The sequence below is a fragment of the Acinetobacter gyllenbergii genome (genome assembly GCF_001682515.1).
GTDB classification, from domain to species: Bacteria; Pseudomonadota; Gammaproteobacteria; order Pseudomonadales; family Moraxellaceae; genus Acinetobacter; species Acinetobacter gyllenbergii.
Window position 1 is genome coordinate 69,370 of record NZ_KV575263.1, and the last position, 18,331, is coordinate 87,700.

The window sequence follows — 18,331 nt, forward strand, 5'->3', positions numbered from 1 at the left end:
GCAGTCTAACAGATTTGCTTGTTCAGCATGACCTCATCAAGGCACTAGATTGTCTTTGATCTTATTTTTCGATTTATTTTATTAAAATTATCTTTTTTATCTATTGTCTAAATCTTTGTATAGTCCCCGTGCAGGAAAGGTATTTAGATTTTGGATTTAACAGTATGTTTAAGCGAACATTTTTATTCACAATAATGGCAGCAACGCTGAGCACTGCGTATGCAGCCCCTTTAACCAAAGACAATGGTGCACCTGTAGGTGACAATCAAAACTCCATGACCGCGGGTGCCAATGGCGCAACCTTGTTGCAAGATGTCCAGCTGATTCAAAAATTACAACGTTTTGGCCGTGAACGTATTCCCGAGCGTGTGGTGCATGCACGTGGTACAGGCGTCTATGGTGATTTTGTCGCAACAAAAGATTTGTCTGATTTAACTGTCGCATCGATGTTTAAGACTGGTACAACCACACCTGTTTTTGTCCGCTTCTCAACCGTCATCCATCCGAAGGGTTCGCCTGAAACCGCACGTGATCCGCATGGTTTTGCCGTGAAATTCTATACTCAGCAAGGCAATTGGGATTTGGTCGGCAATAATCTGCCAGTATTCTTTATCCGTGATGCAATCAAGTTCCCTGATTTTGTTCATGCCATGAAGCCTGATCCAGTCAGCAATGTCCAAGATCCGAATCGTATTTTTGATTTCTTAAAAAGCCAGCCTTGGTCAATCAATATGTTGACCTATGTTTATTCAAATTTAGGCACACCAGAAAGCTACCGCACGCTAGATGGCTTTGGCGTGCATGCTTTTAAACTCTATAACGACAAAGGCGAATATAAGTACGTTAAGTTCAACTGGCGTTCTAAACAAGGCGTGAAAGGCTTGAATCTTGATCAGGTACGTGAAGTTCAAGGTCGTGACTGGAATCATTTAACCAATGATATGTATAAAAATGTGAATGCAGGTAATTATCCAAAATGGGATTTGTACATTCAGGTACTTGATCCAAAAGACTTAGATAAATTTGATTTCAATCCATTAGATGCAACTAAAATTTGGCCAAGTGATGCGGTGCCTGAAGTCAAAGTCGGAACCTTGACGTTGAATCGTATGCCGAAGAATTTCTTTCAGGAAACGGAACAATCGGCTTTTGCACCAGGCAACTTGATTCCAGGTATTGAACCGTCAGAAGACCGTTTATTACAAGGTCGTATCTTCTCTTATTCGGATACCCAGTTATATCGTTTAGGTGCCAATCATCAACAGATTCCAGTGAATCGTCCTCGGGTTGCGGTGAATAACAACAACCAAGAAGGTTTTATGAACATGGGACAAACTGAGTCACATGTCAATTATGAGCCAAGTACGATTGAACCGAAGCCTTCAACTGAGATTGCACGTGCAGTTGCTACACCTTTACAAGGAACAGTGATGCAGCATGCGATTCAAAAAGAGCAGCCATTTAAACAGGCAGGTGAGTTATATCGCAGTTATTCTGCAATCGAAAAGAATGACTTGATTCGTAATCTTGCTGCAGACCTTGGACAAGTCAAAGATATCGAGACCAAGACCATCATGGTGTCTTATTTCTATAAAGCCGATGCAGATTATGGAACACGTCTTGCCAAGGCTGTGGGTGTCAATCTTAAAAATGCTCAAGCGAAAGCAGCGCAATTGAAAGACGAATAAGTCGTTTTAGCATGTGGTAACAGGTGCCTGAATGTTACCCCCAGAAAGTCCTGTAACCTCAATAGCCTTTCCTGCACCTAGGGCGAGCGTTACAGGCACTCCTGATTCAATTTTAGGATATTGTGATGATTCATTTACGAGCTACATTATGTGCAATCGGCCTATTCTGCGGTAGTTTATCCGTCTCAAGTTATGCGAACACAGTTTCGACCGCAGTGAACGGTTCAGATGAAGTGATTGAGCTGTTCTTTTCAGCAGCAAAAGTTGGCAATACTGAGGTTTTACAAGAGTTTTTAAAGCATGGTTTTCCGATCGATGTGCAGGATCACTCTGGTTATAGCGCACTGATGATGGCGAGCTATTATGGGCAAAAAGAAGCGGTTGATGTTTTGATTAAACAAGGCGCCAATCGTTGTCTTCGAGACAAGCGTGGACATACCGCCTTAATGGGGGCGATTGTCAAAGCGGAATGGAGCATTGCCAAACAATTGCGTCAGGTCGATTGTGATGTTAATGCCGCAAAAATGGGTCAACTCAGCGCTGAACAGTTTGCAATTCAATTCGGACAACAGCAACAGTTAAAGCAGATTCAGGCTGAGCAATCCAATTAAGCTTTGCTATTGCTCTAAACTATTGAATTTTAAAAGACGTTCAATCAGATGATTTTGAGAAAAATATCCATCGTCGTAGACAGTCTCATTTCTGGATAAAAGTATGCTTTAATGCTTGAAATAGAATAGATCCTAATTCAGTCATGTCTACACCAATTATTCAATCTTTACTGGATACCGACTTATATAAATTCACCATGTTACAGGTGGTGTTGCATCAGTTTCCGCAAACGCATAGTGTGTATTTATTTCGTTGCCGCAATTTAGAAGATACGGTTTATCCTTTAGTAGATATTTTGGATGACTTGAATCAGCAGCTGGATTTGCTGTGTGAACTGCGTTTTGCAGAAGATGAATTACAGTACCTGCGTTCATTGCGTTTTATTAAAAGTGATTTTGTTGATTATCTGGAACTGTTCCAACTGAAACGTCGTTTTATCCAAGCCAGTATTGATGAGGCTGGGCGTTTAGATATCCGAATTGAAGGGCCTATGGTTCAGGCGATGATGTTTGAGATTTTTGTCTTAGCTATCGTCAATGAATTGTATTTCCGTCGTATTCGTAGCGATGAGGTATTGCTTGAGGGTGAACGCCGCCTGCAACAGAAATTGCTGCAATTACAGCATTATGCCCAAGAACAACAAGATAAAGAGCCACCGTTCTTAGTCTCTGATTTTGGCACACGCCGCCGTTATAGTTTTGAATGGCAGAAGCATGTGGTACAGGCATTTCAGGCTGTTGCACCTAAAGTCTTTCGTGGTACCAGTAATGTATTGTTGGCCAAGCAATTAGGGATTAGTCCGATTGGTACCATGGCACATGAGTTCTTGCAGGCGTTTCAAGCGCTTGATGTGCGATTACGTAATTTCCAGAAAGCAGCTTTGGAAGCATGGGTACAAGAATATCGTGGTGATTTGGGTATTGCCTTGACCGATGTGGTGGGAATGGATGCTTTCCTGCGTGATTTTGATTTGTATTTTGCCAAGCTGTTTGATGGTTTACGCCACGACAGTGGTGACCCGTATGAGTGGGGTGATAAGGCGTATGCACATTATCGCAAACTCAAGATTGATACCAAGACCAAGATGTTGACCTTTAGTGATGGGTTGAATTTGGAAAAAGCATGGTTATTGCATCAGTATTTTAAAGACCGTTTTCAGGTAAGCTTCGGGATTGGTACTAATTTGACCAATGATATGGGGCAGAAGCCGTTGAATATTGTGTTGAAATTGGTGGAGTGTAATCGTCAGTCGGTAGCGAAGATTTCGGATAGTCCGGGTAAGACTATGACTGATAATGATACCTTCTTGGCGTATTTGCGTCAGGTGTTTGATATTGAAGAGAGCGAAGTTAGTGTCTAAGCAAACAAATTTAGAGGATGGTGATGGCGGTATCTTACTGGGCATTTTTTAAATATTAGGTTCAACCTTCGGTTCGACCTACTTTTCTTTCGGGAAAAGTAGGCAAAACCATTGTCATCCACAAAACCTGTTCATTTCCTTCGACTATTTTATATTTCGCAGAAACAATATCTTGTAGATATTACGCAGGTTGTGGATGACGTTTTCGAGTATCCTATTTCATAGGATAGGTCATATCAAACCTCAAAAGCATTATGGATATTCATCAGTCGGTATATCTACTTTTCTGCTAAATGAATGCAAAAAATCAGACAAAGATAAAAAGTCGGCTATGTTAATATCATCCCCAATGCGGATGATAAAACAGCATAACCATGACTGACGTAGATTTTAAACTGGGTTTACTGATTGAGCCTGAACAACTGGTGCCGTATTTGGGCAGCGAGTTGATTCGTATTGTCGATTTAAGCCGAGCTTCGGTATATGAACAATTGCATATTCCCCATGCAATTCATTTACAACCTAAATACTTGGTTGCACAACAAGAACAAGCCAATGGGGTATTGCCTGAGTTAGCAGGTTTACAGGCCTTAATTGAGAAGTTAAATATTTCACCTCAGCATCATGTCGTGGTTTATGACGATGAAGGTGGGGCGTGGGCTGGACGTTTAATCTGGAATTTACATTGCTTGGGTTTTAACCGCACCAGTTTGATTAATGGCGGTATTCACGGCTGGTTGGGCGCAGGTTTACCGACCACAGCTGAAGTTGATCCAGTCCAACCCGTTGCTGATCTGTTCAAGGTTGATTTAGATACGGTACAGCAGCATCGAATCGAATATCATGAATTGTTACAACAAGTTGAACAAGAAAATATTCAACTCTGGGATTGCCGTACTAACGAGGAATATACAGGCTTACGCCTCGCTGCGCGACGCGGCGGTCACATCCCAAATGCACTGCATTTTGAATGGAGTACTGCCCTAAACCGTGAAAATCATCTAAAATTACACCCGCTTGAACGCACACAACAACGTTTAGAACAATTAGGCTTTAATTTACAACAACCTGTGGTGGTGTACTGTCAGTCTCATCACCGTTCTGGCTTGGCGTATATTTTGGCAAGATTGCTCAATTGGCAAGTGAGAGCTTACGATGGTGCGTGGAGTGAATGGGGCAATCGCCTCGATAGTCCTATTATTTCAGGGGAGTCACCGTCTTGAGTTTTACAGCAGATTTAAAAAAACAACTCTTTATCAAAGCACAGAATCTTGTGCCACAACATCAACTGAGTCGTGTGGTTGGTAAGGTTGCCGCAAGTGAAAATGTCTTGGTAAAAACTGCTGTGATTCAGGCCTTCAAAGCAAAATATGGCATTGATATGAGCATTGCGGCGCAAAGCAATGCATTGCAATATAAGTCATTTAATGAATTTTTTACCCGTGCGTTAAAAGAGGGTGTCCGTGGCATCGATGAACAAGTGGATAGCATTGTTTGTCCAGCCGATGGTGCGATTTCACAGCTCGGTAAAATTGAAGCGGGTGATATTTTTCAAGCCAAAGGTCAAAGCTTTTCTGTTGAGAAATTGATTGGTGATCCACAACTGGCAAAACCTTTTCAGGATGGTCAATTTGCGACCGTGTATTTATCGCCAAAAGATTATCATCGCGTCCATATGCCTTTGGCGGGCACATTGACCGAAACTTTATATATTCCAGGTGAGTTGTTCTCGGTCAACCAAACCACGGCTGAAAACGTACCGGGTTTGTTTGCACGTAATGAACGTATGGTGTGTTTGTTTGATACCGAGCTGGGTCGTATGGCGGTGGTTTTAGTTGGCGCCATGATTGTGGCAGGGATTGAAACGGTTGCGACAGGTAAAGTGAAACCCTCTGGCAAAGTTGAATTGCAACATCATCAAATGAAATTGGATAAAGGTGCAGAGTTAGGTCGTTTCTACCTAGGTTCAACCGCTGTGGTTTTATTTGAAAAAGATAAAATGGTTTGGGAAGAACAGTTTAAAGCCAATTCGACAGTGGTGATGGGTGAGCGTTTAGGTCATTCGGTTTAATTTAGATGTAATTTTTAAAAAGCTCCAAAATTGGGGCTTTTTATTTATAGTTTAAATCTTATATATTTTGTAGTACTTGAAATAATCTCAGATAATTTAAAATAAAGGCAAATAATGATGAAATTTTTAATACCACAATTTTCATTTTTTGAATTTTTAGGAATTTTAACTTTCGCAACCATATTCAGTAACTACTTTCTGGATCGACCACTGATCAATATGACTGTTTTTATGCTGTATTGTATTTTTTCAGCAGCATTATCCAGTTTCAATTTTTATATGCGTTATAAAAGAAACATGACGATATCTGATTAATTTTGCTCCTGTTTATGCATTTATCTGCTGTAGATTGAAACGTATGATTGAAGATATCAGATATTTAATTATTTTTGCGAAAATTGCTGAGTTTGGTTCAATTTCAAAAGGGGCCAAAGCATTAGGCTTATCTACCGCAACGGTTAGTCTGCATTTGGCCAAATTGGAAAAGAATTTAGAGTGTGCCTTATTTTATCGAAATACGCGGAAAATGACCTTAACTCACGATGGGCAAAAACTTTTAGATACCGCCCAAGTTATGTTGGCAACCTATGAATCAGGTATTTCAGATTTTAAGCAACGTTCTATTCTGAGAAAGACACAATTGCATATTTCGATTCCTGCGGTTTTTATCCATAGTGAGTTAATGCAATGTATCACAACATTTTGTGAGGTGTATCAGGACTTAACTGTACATATTACTTGTGATGATAGCCGGACAGATTTGATCGCTGAGAATGTGGATATTGCTGTTCGAATTGGCGAGCTTCCAGATAGTTCATTTAAAGCTCGCTATCTATTTCCTTTAGCCCGAAGTATCGTTGCAACCCCTGAGTTTTTAAATCAGCAGCACGTTATTACTCATCCTAAAGATCTGATCCAGATGAAATGGATTGGTTTGAGTATGAGAAAAAATAAGAGAATATTGCGGCATAAACATACAGGAGAAGAAATAGAAATTTCATATCAGCCTTATATTTATGTGAATAATGTTGAAGCCTCATATGAACTGGTAAAATTAAATGCAGGGCTGGCAGCACCTCCTGATGATTTAATCCAAGCCGATCTTGAACAGGGGAAAGTCGTAAAAGTTTTACCCGCTTGGATACTAGAGCCGTTACGTGTTTATGCAGTTTGGCCTGCTAATATTCCAATGAATGGGATTGCCTATGCCTTGCTTGAGCGGTTGTATCAATCATTTAATGCCAAAAGAGTTTGATCAGCATATAAATGGATAGAATGATTAAAGACCCGCCCATTAAAATATTCAGGATTTTGAGCTGGTGTGAGTTGGTTAATATTTTGGCGAGATGATGCCCCGAAATGCCCCAAAGGATTAAACAGATATAGCAAGTAAAGAAATAGATGAGGATAAATAGAATCAAGGGATGATAACTCACTGGTGAAGAAAATAATGAGATACCAGAGAGGCAGGCAATCCATGCTTTGGGATTGAGCCATTGTAAGAGAAATCCATCCATAAATTTAGCAGTAACGATATTGTTTGATATTTCAACTTCTGCTTTTGAAAAGATAATTTTTTGACCGAGATAGAAAATAAATAAGCTACCTAAAACCTCAATGATCATAAAAAATGTAGGGTAATGCATGATGGTTTTAGATATCCCAAAACCTAAAAATATAAGCAGTAAACTAAAGCCAATGCTTGCACCTGAGATAAAGGGCAGTGTTTTTCTAAATCCATACATTAAGCTGGATGAAAGAATGGTAATGTTAATTGGTCCAGGTGAAATGGACATGGTGAATGAGAAAACAAACATACTGATAAGTATAGAAAGAGACATTACTGATATCTTTTTTAATTAAAGCTTAAAATGAGATGATACCGTTTGGTTTAAATAAGATTAGTCTGGTTTTATCAAAATTAGATTTTGATTTTTTGAGGGTTTAAAGTGAAGCAGTAACGCATTTTATTCATCAAAAACAAACATTATTGGGTGCATGAGTTGAGTATCTTATCTAAAAATTATTGCTGCTAGAAATCATGAAAATTTACCAAGTCGATGCATTTAGTGATCAAGTATTTAAAGGAAACCCTGCTGCGGTTGTGTTATTAGAACAGTGGTTAGATCAGCATGTAATGCAAAACATTGCATTAGAAAACAATTTGTCAGAGACCAGTTTTGCCAGAAAAATTGATGATCAAAATTATGAAATTAAGTGGTTTTCACCCGTCAAAGAAGTGCAGTTTTGTGGTTATGGCACGCTAGCGACCAGTTTTATTATTTTTAAAAATCAACCTGAAATTGAATCGTTAGTTTTTCATGTGGCGAACTTGGGCGAGTTTTTTATTACTCGCAGTGAAAAGGGCCGAATCAAAATGAATTTTCCTGTACAGATTCCTCATCGATTAGAGGTGATTCCCCAAGCCTTAAAAGACAGTCTGTCTCAAGAAATCACTGAAGTGTATATCAATCCACAGGCCTATATCGTGATCTATCCAAATACCCAAACCGTTTTAAATGAACAGCCGAATTTTGATCTGATAAAAAAACTTGGTGGGCGACGTGTCGCGATTACCACATTAAATGATGCTATAGATGAAGGCTTTGCTCAGTTTGACCTTGTCTCCCGTTACTTTACGCCCTCAATGGGAATTGATGAAGATCCTGTCACGGGTTCATTACATACATCACTGATACCGCTTTGGCAGCCATTCATCAACAAAGAAAATATTGTTGCTTACCAAGCTTCAAAACGAGGGGGCGTACTGTATTGCAAGTTACTTGAAAATGACCGAATTGAAATTTCAGGCGAATGTCGCTTATATCTAGAAGGTGAAATTTTCATTTAATTGATGAACTAAAAAACCATGTACGTTTTTGCTTACATCAATTCAGGGCAATGTCCCATTTTCAGCCTCAGTGGAATTGCCTAATATCAACTCATCAGGAACAGGAAGTTCCAAAACATAAAACAAGAATGATAAGTTTGTGCATCAGGACGTGAGATATGACAGGAGTTGTATCTAGTGAAAGGAATACGGAAAAGCCCGACTCGGATGTCGGGCTTTTTTCATTTGAGTTGAAACACAGTCAGTTGTTTAGTTGATTTACTTGGCACTGTAATAGGCATGAATCGAGGCTGCACAACGGTCAATGATCGAGTCTTCATCCTTTTTCCAGATGAGTTTCACTTCGCTGAGCGTGTTCTCATCCTGAATTGGAATGAGTCTGACGTTGCTGGGGAGAATCACGTTAAATTCTTCAGGCACAATACAAATACCAAAGCCATTGGCGACCAGTTCCAGTTGCGACCTTTTTCTTGAGTAAATTCGAGTTCTTTTCGGATTAAAGCCATTGACCAAACATAAATTGGCGGCCAAATAGCTCAAGCCACCACGGGCTTTATGTGGCACAGAAACAAAATCCAAGGGTGCCAATTCACGGATCGAGATACTTTCTTTTTCACTTAAAAATGGATCTGAAATATGGGCAGCGACGTATAAAGGAGCGGTATATAAACTGATCGAATTGACATCACTCAAATTATGATAAATCGGGGGGCGGATAAAACCCAGATCAATCGTCCCATTCAATAAATATTCGAGTTGTAACTCAGAGGATAAAGTATTCATCTCGATATCAATATGATGGGTATCACAGAGCTGTTCAAAAATTTCCAGCTTGTTTTGATCTAATACGATACTACTGGAATGGGCAATTTTAATGATTCGACCTTCACCCCGACTGATACTTTGGGCGCTGACAATGGAACTTTTTAAATGATCAATATTGGTTTTTAGACTTTTATACAGTGCTTCACCTGCAGGTGTGAGTCTAATTTTTTTCTCGGATCGATCAAAAATTTCAAAACCGATTTCTTCTTCTAAATTTTTGATTTGTCTGCTTAGGGCCGATTGAGCAATAAACAGCTTCTCCGAGGCAGCAATAAAGCCCCCAGTTTCAACAATCGTGATTAGATAATTAAATTGTTTGAAGGTCCACATATCTCAAAATTAGATCAGTGCTTGTTTTTTCTATATTAGATTAGATGGAAGAAATCTTATACCTTTTTTATAGATCCTTGATTCAGGTCGCTGACGATGACAATGAGAAATAAGATTTTGACTTTAATTGCTGCTGTAGTGATTTGTCTACTGGCACAAAGCTATGATCAGTATATGGGTGTGATGACGAAAGGGCAGTCGATTGATTTATTAGGAGATTGATACGTTCTCCGTGTTCCGTTCCATATATTTACTGACTTTTTAAAGGGTGAGAAAGCTCGGCAGTGTACGCTTTTTCTTACACCGATTAAAGGCAATGTCCCATTTTCAGCCTCAGACGAATTGCCTAATATGAACTCATCAGGAACAGGAAGTTCCAAAACATAAAACAAGAATGATAAGTTTGCGCATCAGGATGTGAGATATGACAGGAGTTGTATCTAGTGAAAGGAATACGAAAAAGCCCGACTCGGATGTCGGGCTTTTTTTATGCGCGATGGATTTGTTTTTCCCACAGTTCAATCAAGAGTTGCATGGATTTGCTCAGTGGCTTATAAGCTGGCCAAATCGCATGAATCGGCATATCCAGTCCATTGGTGGTATCGAGAAAAGCTAAGCGTACTAGACGTTGTTTGGCAAAATGCGTTTGCACTACGGAAAGCGGAAAATTACCCCAACCGAGCCCTTGTTCCACCATATCAATGGCTATAGATAAATTATCGCTATACCAGCATGAATCTGAGACCAGTACTCGACTGTCAGGTAATGGATAATGTTTGCTGGCTACAATAATTTGTCTGAGTTCAGACAGCATGGTGAGTTCATTTTTATTCTGCGCTTTGAGCTGTTGTGCATCTTTGGGGGAAACTGCCGCAACAAATTGTTCCATGCCCAATAAACGAAAGCGTTCATTATTATCGAGTTGTGATGAACTATAGGCAATATACAGATCAATTTCGTTATTATGCAGTCGTGTTTTGAGCTCCTGTTGTGGTGCGCTGACCATATCAATATTTAACAAGGGATAACGTTGAATCAGTTGTTCAATCCCCGCCAATAAAAACTTTTGATTCACATCCGCAGCAATGCCAATGCAGAGACTGGTCTCGAGTCCAGTTGAAAGTTCAGTCAGATGCAGGTCGAGCTGACCTAATTTAGTCAGAATTAATCGGGCATGCGGTTCGATTGAAAGCGCAACTTCGGTGGGGGCAAGATGATTTTTGCTACGTTCAAACAATTTTAAATTTAGCTCTGCTTCGAGATTGGCAATCGCCATGCTGACTGCTGATGGCACTCGATTTAAGGCGCGCGCTGCAGCGGAAAAATTACCACGATCCATAATTTCAAGGATCAGTTCAAGCTGTTCACGATTTAGTTTCATGGCGATTTACTTGTCAGTCAGTCTGATAACGATTGACTTTTTTTATCAAATTTAGAGCGTAAAATCCACCCATTATTGATTTTAAGGTGTGGTCATGCAAGGAACCAAGAGAAGAGTCACCTATGTGTTTTTCTATGAAGTTTTTAGCTTTTTTATCTGTGCAATGGTGTTGGCCGTACTTTCGGGTACCACCATCAGCCATACAGGGCCATTGTCGATCTTGATTGCCGTGATCGCAGTGACGGTGAATTTTTTTTATAACTATGTATTTGAGCTGTGGGAAAAGAAGCAGATCTCCAAAAAGCGCACAGTGTGGAGACGTGTGGCGCATGCAATTGGCTTTCAAATTGTTTTGGTGATGATTTTGATTCCGCTCATTGCATGGTGGATGCAGATCAGTTTGGTGAAAGCCTTCTTGCTGGATTTCAGTTTGATGGTGCTGATTCCATGTTATACCTTTGTTTATAATTACTTTTTTGATCATATTTTTGGCTTGCCTAGCCATTTGCTTGAGCCGAAAACGTTGAGTGCCAAAGCCAGCTCTTAGTCTACAGTTTTATGGCTGAATTCATAAAAAGAGTGCATAAAATGCACTCTTTTTATATGATTTATCAATTAATTTTTAACATAAAAATTGAGTGATTAAAGTCGAATCCAAGTCATGTTACGGAAACTGTTATTGGCTGGATTTTTGGCATTGATGCTCAGCATTTTGCCTGTTTTGCTTAAACGCGCATTCAGGTTGTATTTCTGTCCATCGTACGGATTGAGCCAAACGCCTTGTCCAAATTCCTCATTTTGACTCAACATCTTTAGACCGGTTAGCACTTCCATGCCGATCATCTGCTGGTTTTTTAACGTGCCCGTACAGGCTGTACATAAGGTTGGTGCTGCTTCCTTGGCAGAAGGATACATTTTGACAATCACGGCACTGTATTGTTCAGTGGCTGAATGTCTACGAATTACGATATCAGAGAGATAGGAACCTGTACGCTCATCCACGACTTTCCACGTCCCAATCAATGGATCTGTCGGAGCAGCGTGAATCGCCAAAGGCGTATTGAGCCCAAGTAAGAGAATACAAGCACGAATAAAAGAGGTATTGAGCATGAGGAATACGTCGAAAAATATAAATAATGAAATGAAACAACGGTTTATTATATTGTTTTGGTAGGATGATCACAGCATGTTTTAGGGAACTTGGCAGTTCCCTATCGTGTTTAAATCATGCGGTATAAGCGTTCTTTCGGGAACACCGCAGTAAAGGTTGAACCTTCATTTTCTTTAGAGGTAATTTCCAAATGTGCGCCGTGCTGCATCAACACATGTTTCACGATGGCCAGTCCAAGTCCAGTTCCACCTGTCTGACGGCTACGTGCACTATCGACACGGTAGAAACGTTCAGTTAAACGAGGTAAATGCTTGGGATTAATTCCGATCCCATTGTCCTGAACGGTAAAGTAGGCATGGTCACCATCTTCGTGCCAGCCAATGGTAATGATGCCGCCTGCAGGCGTGTATTTAATGGCATTGGTAATTAAGTTGCTGAATGCACTGGCAATTTCAATATCAGAACCGATCAGATCGCAATGGCTATCAATATCCAAATTTAAGGTATGGCCATAATCGAGATTGTAGGCACGTGCATCATCAAAGATCTGGTTCATCAGGTTGGCCATATCAATAATCTGATTTTTCGCGACTTTTTTATTATTTTCTAAATTAGATAACAACAATAGGTCATTCACCAGAGCATTCATGCGCTTGGTCTGAGATTGCATCTGGGTAAAAGCCCGCTTCCAGCGCGGAGTAATATCATCTTGATCGGTAAAGGTTTCGATATAGCCACTAAGCACCGTCAAGGGCGTGCGTAACTCATGTGAAATATTATCGACAAAGTCTTTACGCATCTGTTCCAGATTATGTACCCGTGTGGTGTCATAAGCGACGAGCAGACGGCTTTCGCCACCAAAACGGGTGAGTTTGACTTGTACATAACGTTCTTCATCCATCTGTGCCTGTAAACGGATACCATCAGGAGATTGATCGCTATGGTTGAAATATTCAATAAAATTGGGTTGGCGCAGAATCGACAATAAATTGCGACCACGGTCTAGAGGACTGATACCCAATAGTTTTTCAGCGGCAGGATTCCACCATTCGATTTGATGTTGATCATCAATTAAAACCACTGCTTCGGCCAATGCCACCAAAGAGGATTGTGCCCGATCAATTAAACCGACCATCTCTGCTTGAACAATCCGTTCTTGACGTTGTGCACGGTAAACATTGAACAGCAAAGCGCCCCAAATCCCGTTGAGATTGGGTGGGACATCATAAGGACGATTAGAAATCCATTCATTGACCAGATAAAGCGAACGAAGCTGTAGGAAAAAAAACAGCACGAAGGCAATAAAAACACAGCTCCAGAAGTAACCCACCCCGAATCCAACTAAGCTTGCAATCAATAAGAAAAAAAGTAACAGTCTTAAATCTTGCTTCGCAAAGGTCCATAAACTGCTGTAGCGAAAACGTTGGTGTTCACGTGCCAGCTCAGGGACGGGGTAAGGCTCATACATAAAGGATTTTTAACCTACTGCTAAATCTGCTCGTGTCGAGAAACGGTAACCTGTGCCACGAACGGTTTGTACAAAACGATCGACACCAAAAGGTTCTAACACTTTGCGTAAACGACGGATATGCACATCAATGGTACGGTCTTCAATATAGACATTGCCACCCCAGACTTGATCTAGGAGTTGAGCACGGGTATAGGCGCGCTCAGGATGGGTCATGAAGAAGGCCAATAAACGATATTCGGTTGGCCCCATATCTAAAATACTATTGCCAAAGCTGACACGCTGGCTGACAGGATCCAGTAACAAACCATTGGCGTCAATGACTTTTTCACCGCTCAGTGCATTGGCACGACGCAGTACTGCTTTGATACGAGATACCAGTTCACGCGTCGAGAACGGTTTGGTCATGTAATCATCAGCACCCGCATCTAGACCTTGTACTTTATGGTCTTCTTCGCCACGGGCAGTCAGCATGATTACTGGAATCTCGGCCAAGTTTTCATCACGTTTGAGGCGGCGACATAAATCTACACCACTCACACCACCCGGTAGCATCCAATCCAGCAAAATAAGCGCAGGACGCTGATCAACGATGATCTGATGCGCTTGTTTAGCATCCTCAGCTTGTAAACATTGGAAGCCTGCCATATCCAATGAGGTATGGATCATTTCGCGGATCGGTAGCTCATCATCGACAATTAAAATATAGTCATCTTTCACAGCGCAATACCCTTAAAATCTGTAACGGTTTAACCGTTTTGTTGTTATGACAGGCTTATTACAAAGATTAATTATGACAATATCATTGCAAAAGAATTAATAAAGTCGAATTTAGCAATAAATTGTGACAAGTATGGGGCAGAGTCGTGACGGATTGATGACAATTTGCCTAGCAAGAAAGCAAATGAATTCATTTGCTTAACTAGACTGTAGTTTAACAGCTTTGTGTGTCACAAAACTGTAAAACGATTTTAATTTTTTTGCGAGGTGGTTTCGATAAAAGACAAAAAGACAGCACAGCATGCTGACAGAACATCTTCCAAAGGCTGTTTAAAGCCTTCAGAGACCCAACGAATAATAATATGGGTGACATAACCATTTAGGCCAGTTGCCATCAACGAGACTTCTTCAGTGCTATGTGGGGCATTGGGCATGGTAATCATCACAAAGCCTTGAATGATGCGATCGAACTGAGTTAGCGTTTCTTGAATGGTGGCTTGATTATGTAGGTCTTGCACTAGCATGGCATCAATATAAATAATCCGTGCCATACGAGGGTCATCTTTAATTGCGCTCAATAACGCCGACAAACCTGCAGTCACCATATTCTTGGGTTCAGGCGCAGCCATCAGAACAGCTTGGGTTAAGCAGGTTTGCATTTTCTCAATCATTTTTAAGAATACGGTTTGAAACAGCTCTTCGCTTTTCTTAAATGATTCATAAAAATAGCGTTCAGTCAGCTTGGCTTCATTGCAGACATCTTTGACCGTGACCGAGAAAAAGCCCTGTGTGCCGTAGGTGGCGATACCTGCTTCAATCAATTTTTCACGACGTGCTTCTTTGCGTTCAGTTAAAGACAGACCTTTGAATTGTCGTTCTTTCACTTCGGTATTATTTTTCTTGCGTGTCGTTTGATCTTGAGTTGCCATTGAGAAAACCGTTCCCTAAAAAGTCTTTAAATCGTATGTCTAAGTCTAATATGTGCATTTCAACCTTGTTGTGCTGACTAGCATAACCAAATTTTGAAAATATGCCTTGTCTCTTTTAAACATCATCAGTCATGAAATGTAAATAGGCCTATTATGACATGTAGGGTGTTGGTTATTGCCATTTGTCTTAAAGCTAGAGTGTACTATATTGACAACATGTATTGTCAAAATTATATTGGTTACAGGTTAAACAGCACATGAGCTAAGCGAATATGTGCGTATCATTCGCAGTACAAAGGATAGGCAATGAAAAATTTTAAAAATAAAGTCGCAGCGATCACCGGCGCAGGTTCTGGGATTGGACAACAATTGGCCGTTTTGTTGGCGAAACAAGGCTGTCATTTGTCATTGAGTGATATCAATGAAAAGGGCTTGGCACAGACTGTCGAATTAGTGAAGCAGTATCCAGTAACAGTGACCACCAAAGTACTCGATGTTTCAAATCGCGATGCGGTGAAACAGTGGGCACAAGAAACCGTGCAAGATCATGGTTCGGTCAACATGATCTTCAACAACGCAGGCGTAGCACTCGGTTCAACCGTCGAAGGTGCGAGCTATGAAGATTTAGAATGGATTGTCGGCATTAATTTCTGGGGTGTGGTTTATGGCACCAAAGAATTCCTGCCATTCATCAAACAAAGTAAAGATGGTCATATCATCAACATCTCCAGTATCTTTGGTTTAACCTCGCAACCAACGCAATCAGCGTATAACGCTACCAAATTTGCGGTACGTGGTTTCACTGAATCATTACGTCAGGAGTTGGATATTGAGAAGGGCGGTGTCAGCTCTCTCTGTGTACATCCAGGCGGGATTCGTACCAATATCGCCAAAGCAGCGAAAATGAATGACAGTTTGAAGAGCTTGGGTATGGACCCGAACAAATCGATCAAGCAGTTTGATAAGTTCCTACGTACCCCACCAGAAGAAGCAGCACGTCAGATTTTAAATGCGGTATTGAAAGATAAACGCCGTTTATTGATTGGTACCGATGCGCGTATTGTAGATTCGTTCCAACGTTTATTCCCAACGGGTTATCAACGTATTGCAGCGTTTGCAACTAAGATGATCTAAGTTGTTAGCATGAAAAAAGCCATTCTTGTGAATGGCTTTTTTATATCCTTTAGAACAAACAGATATTAAACAATCTGAGTTCGGTTGAAGTCCTCTCTAACCTATTAAAAATAATTAGCTTGGTGGAATCTTGCTATGTTCTCACCCAATTTTGGGATCAGCCACTACGTCTTGCACTTCAGTTGAAATATATTTCAACTTTGTTCAGGCTCGCCCTACTTTTGTTTTGGTATGAGGAGCGAATGCTCCGTAAGAGCAAAACCTGAGGGGCGAATAGCGAAGATTAATAATCTTTGCCGTACTACAAGGTGAAAGCTATGCTTGAATAACAAACTACGCACAGTGTTTATCTTGCGCTTCACCAAAGCTTTAGTCGCTTTGGCTTGCTCAGGTTGTAGATGACGTTTCCGAGTATCATATTCAGCCTCGAACTCAGGTTAAATAAGGACTTTAATCTTGGTCTTTTTCCAAAAGAATTGATAATAGAACGCTTGGAACAGGCATAGGCAGACAAAAGACAGCGCGTAAGCAATCCAAATCCCGGTTAAACCCCAAAGTGAGCTAAACCAATAGGCACACGGGACTTCGATCAGAACAATGGTCAAAATATTAATCATCATCGGAATGTTGACTGCACCACTGGCCCGCATGATCGAGGCAAAAATGGCACTGGCACCAAAGAATAAAATTGACCACAGCACAATGAATAACAGTTGTTGACCCAGCTCAATCACACTGTGATCGGTAATAAACAGCGCCATTAAGTATTTTGAGAACAAATAAGCCAAGGCAATCAAACTACCCGTGAATAAGAAATTCATGCCTAAAGCGGTACGGGTGACCTTGGCCAATAAATCAGGCTTACCTGCACCAATCGCTTGTGCGGCAAAAATCGAAGCGGCAATTGAAATCGACAAGGCTGGAAATTGGATGTAGTTCAGTACCTGATTGACTGCACCATAAGCTGCGGTGGCATGTGCACCATAATGGTTAATCAAGCCAATAATCACCAGACCCGCTAAGGAGGTGGTGACCATCTGAATCCCAGTCGGTATGCCGAGTTTTAAAATTAATTTACTCAGCTCTGCATCATGACGAATATGTTGCAGCAATAGACCATCAATTTTCAGCGGATGATTTTTATAGTTCAGATAAATTGCTAAGAAAATTAGCACAGCGGCATAACCGATAATGGTGGCAATCGCAGGGGCAACAATCCCCAAAGCAGGGAAACCAAAATAACCTTTCAGTAAAACGGGGGTCACCCCCAAACCAATCAAGCTGGTCAGGCTCAGGGCAATCAGTGGCGTCACACTATCACCGACACCCCGCAAGATCGAGGTATAAATAATATAGACGAACAGTAAGGGGCTGCCCACCAACATCCATTGCACATAAGGCAAGGACAGGTGCATCACTTTGGGATCGGTGCCCAGCAACTCCAAAATATGTTTGGCGAAGATCAGACCTAAAACCGCAATAATGCTACCGCCAATCAAGGTCATATAGACCGTGGAGCCAATCACGGCACGAACTTTTTCTAGATTCTGCGCACCCCATGCCTGCCCAATCAGCACCGTGGAGCCTGCAGAAATTCCAATCACAAAGGCCAGTAAAAAGAACAGGATCGGGAAGAATACCGATACAGCAGCAATCGCATTCACGCCCATCATTTGACCGACAAAGATGGTATTAATGGTTCCTGACAGGTTTTGTAAAATATTGGTGGCAATCAGCGGCACCAGAAACACAAAAAAGGTTTTCCAGAGGTTCGGTTGCATCACCAAGGGTTGGCGTGGTGTCATTCAATTTCCTTCACGCTTCATCCTGAAACGATGGTATTTTTTTCAA

At 40.9% G+C, this 18,331-nt stretch carries 18 protein-coding genes; 10 read left to right on the forward strand and 8 right to left on the reverse strand.

Annotated elements, in window-relative coordinates:
• Positions 1-164: 164 nt before the first annotated feature.
• The 6 genes from NG55_RS09435 (at position 165) to NG55_RS09460 (ending at position 6,986) form a co-directional block, all read left to right on the forward strand.
• On the forward strand, positions 165-1,688 hold the full coding sequence (locus NG55_RS09435; protein WP_065343103.1) for a catalase: 1,524 nt from the start codon (positions 165-167) through the stop codon (positions 1,686-1,688).
• Between the two features lie 125 nt (positions 1,689-1,813).
• A complete protein-coding gene (locus tag NG55_RS09440) occupies positions 1,814-2,299 on the forward strand; it encodes an ankyrin repeat domain-containing protein (protein ID WP_065343104.1) in 486 nt (161 codons plus the stop codon).
• A gap of 143 nt (positions 2,300-2,442) precedes the next feature.
• The gene (gene pncB, locus NG55_RS09445) at positions 2,443-3,660 is read left to right on the forward strand and encodes a nicotinate phosphoribosyltransferase (protein WP_065343105.1); all 1,218 of its coding nucleotides are present in this window, start codon (positions 2,443-2,445) and stop codon (positions 3,658-3,660) included.
• Between the two features lie 374 nt (positions 3,661-4,034).
• The gene (locus tag NG55_RS09450) at positions 4,035-4,883 is read left to right on the forward strand and encodes a sulfurtransferase (protein ID WP_065343106.1); all 849 of its coding nucleotides are present in this window, start codon (positions 4,035-4,037) and stop codon (positions 4,881-4,883) included.
• Positions 4,880-5,731 carry an archaetidylserine decarboxylase gene (asd, locus tag NG55_RS09455; protein ID WP_065343107.1) on the forward strand — a complete coding sequence of 284 codons (852 nt, stop codon included), beginning with the start codon at positions 4,880-4,882 and terminating at the stop codon, positions 5,729-5,731. Before NG55_RS09450 ends, asd begins: the two co-directional genes overlap by 4 nt.
• Before the next feature lie 358 nt (positions 5,732-6,089).
• Entirely contained in the window at positions 6,090-6,986 is an 897-nt protein-coding gene (locus NG55_RS09460) for a LysR family transcriptional regulator (RefSeq protein ID WP_065343108.1), read from the forward strand.
• Here NG55_RS09460 and NG55_RS09465 read toward each other — a convergent pair.
• Entirely contained in the window at positions 6,967-7,572 is a 606-nt protein-coding gene (locus NG55_RS09465; RefSeq protein ID WP_065343109.1) for a LysE family translocator, read from the reverse strand. The two genes, NG55_RS09460 and NG55_RS09465, sit on opposite strands and share 20 nt — an antisense overlap.
• Positions 7,573-7,772: 200 nt before the next feature.
• Between NG55_RS09465 and NG55_RS09470 the strand changes: the two genes are divergently transcribed.
• Entirely contained in the window at positions 7,773-8,582 is an 810-nt protein-coding gene (locus NG55_RS09470) for a PhzF family phenazine biosynthesis protein (protein ID WP_065343110.1), read from the forward strand.
• 258 nt (positions 8,583-8,840) lie between these two features.
• Here NG55_RS09470 and NG55_RS09475 read toward each other — a convergent pair whose 3' ends face one another.
• Positions 8,841-9,737: a LysR family transcriptional regulator gene (locus NG55_RS09475; protein WP_065343111.1), complete on the reverse strand. Its 897-nt coding sequence runs from the start codon at positions 9,735-9,737 to the stop codon at positions 8,841-8,843.
• Between the two features lie 96 nt (positions 9,738-9,833).
• Here NG55_RS09475 and NG55_RS21370 point away from each other — a divergent pair, with 96 nt between their 5' ends.
• Positions 9,834-9,959 (forward strand): hypothetical protein, encoded by a 126-nt coding sequence (locus NG55_RS21370; protein ID WP_016542257.1) that lies wholly within the window; start codon positions 9,834-9,836, stop codon positions 9,957-9,959.
• 265 nt (positions 9,960-10,224) lie between these two features.
• Here NG55_RS21370 and NG55_RS09480 read toward each other — a convergent pair whose 3' ends face one another.
• Positions 10,225-11,118, reverse strand: a complete 894-nt coding sequence (locus NG55_RS09480; RefSeq protein WP_065343112.1) for a LysR family transcriptional regulator — start codon at positions 11,116-11,118, stop codon at positions 10,225-10,227.
• Positions 11,119-11,212: 94 nt separating this feature from the next.
• Between NG55_RS09480 and NG55_RS09485 the strand changes: the two genes are divergently transcribed.
• On the forward strand, positions 11,213-11,665 hold the full coding sequence (locus tag NG55_RS09485; RefSeq protein ID WP_065343113.1) for a PACE efflux transporter: 453 nt from the start codon (positions 11,213-11,215) through the stop codon (positions 11,663-11,665).
• A gap of 95 nt (positions 11,666-11,760) precedes the next feature.
• On the opposite strand, the gene NG55_RS09490 is transcribed toward NG55_RS09485, so the two are convergent.
• The 4 genes from NG55_RS09490 to NG55_RS09505 all read right to left on the reverse strand — a co-directional run bounded on the left by NG55_RS09490 (position 11,761) and on the right by NG55_RS09505 (position 15,346).
• Positions 11,761-12,228, reverse strand: a complete 468-nt coding sequence (locus tag NG55_RS09490; protein WP_065343114.1) for a DUF2147 domain-containing protein — start codon at positions 12,226-12,228, stop codon at positions 11,761-11,763.
• A 110-nt stretch (positions 12,229-12,338) separates the two neighbouring features.
• Positions 12,339-13,697 (reverse strand): phosphate regulon sensor histidine kinase PhoR, encoded by a 1,359-nt coding sequence (phoR, locus tag NG55_RS09495; protein ID WP_016542262.1) that lies wholly within the window; start codon positions 13,695-13,697, stop codon positions 12,339-12,341.
• Between the two features lie 9 nt (positions 13,698-13,706).
• A complete protein-coding gene (phoB, locus tag NG55_RS09500; protein ID WP_004657056.1) occupies positions 13,707-14,417 on the reverse strand; it encodes a phosphate regulon transcriptional regulator PhoB in 711 nt (236 codons plus the stop codon).
• A gap of 251 nt (positions 14,418-14,668) precedes the next feature.
• Entirely contained in the window at positions 14,669-15,346 is a 678-nt protein-coding gene (locus NG55_RS09505) for a TetR/AcrR family transcriptional regulator (RefSeq protein WP_065343115.1), read from the reverse strand.
• A gap of 306 nt (positions 15,347-15,652) precedes the next feature.
• Between NG55_RS09505 and NG55_RS09510 the strand changes: the two genes are divergently transcribed.
• The gene (locus NG55_RS09510; protein ID WP_065343116.1) at positions 15,653-16,480 is read left to right on the forward strand and encodes an SDR family NAD(P)-dependent oxidoreductase; all 828 of its coding nucleotides are present in this window, start codon (positions 15,653-15,655) and stop codon (positions 16,478-16,480) included.
• A gap of 437 nt (positions 16,481-16,917) precedes the next feature.
• Here NG55_RS09510 and NG55_RS09515 read toward each other — a convergent pair whose 3' ends face one another.
• Complete coding sequence (locus NG55_RS09515) at positions 16,918-18,285, reverse strand: MATE family efflux transporter (protein WP_016542265.1); 1,368 nt, start codon at positions 18,283-18,285, stop codon at positions 16,918-16,920.
• Between the last annotated feature and the right edge of the window lie 46 nt (positions 18,286-18,331).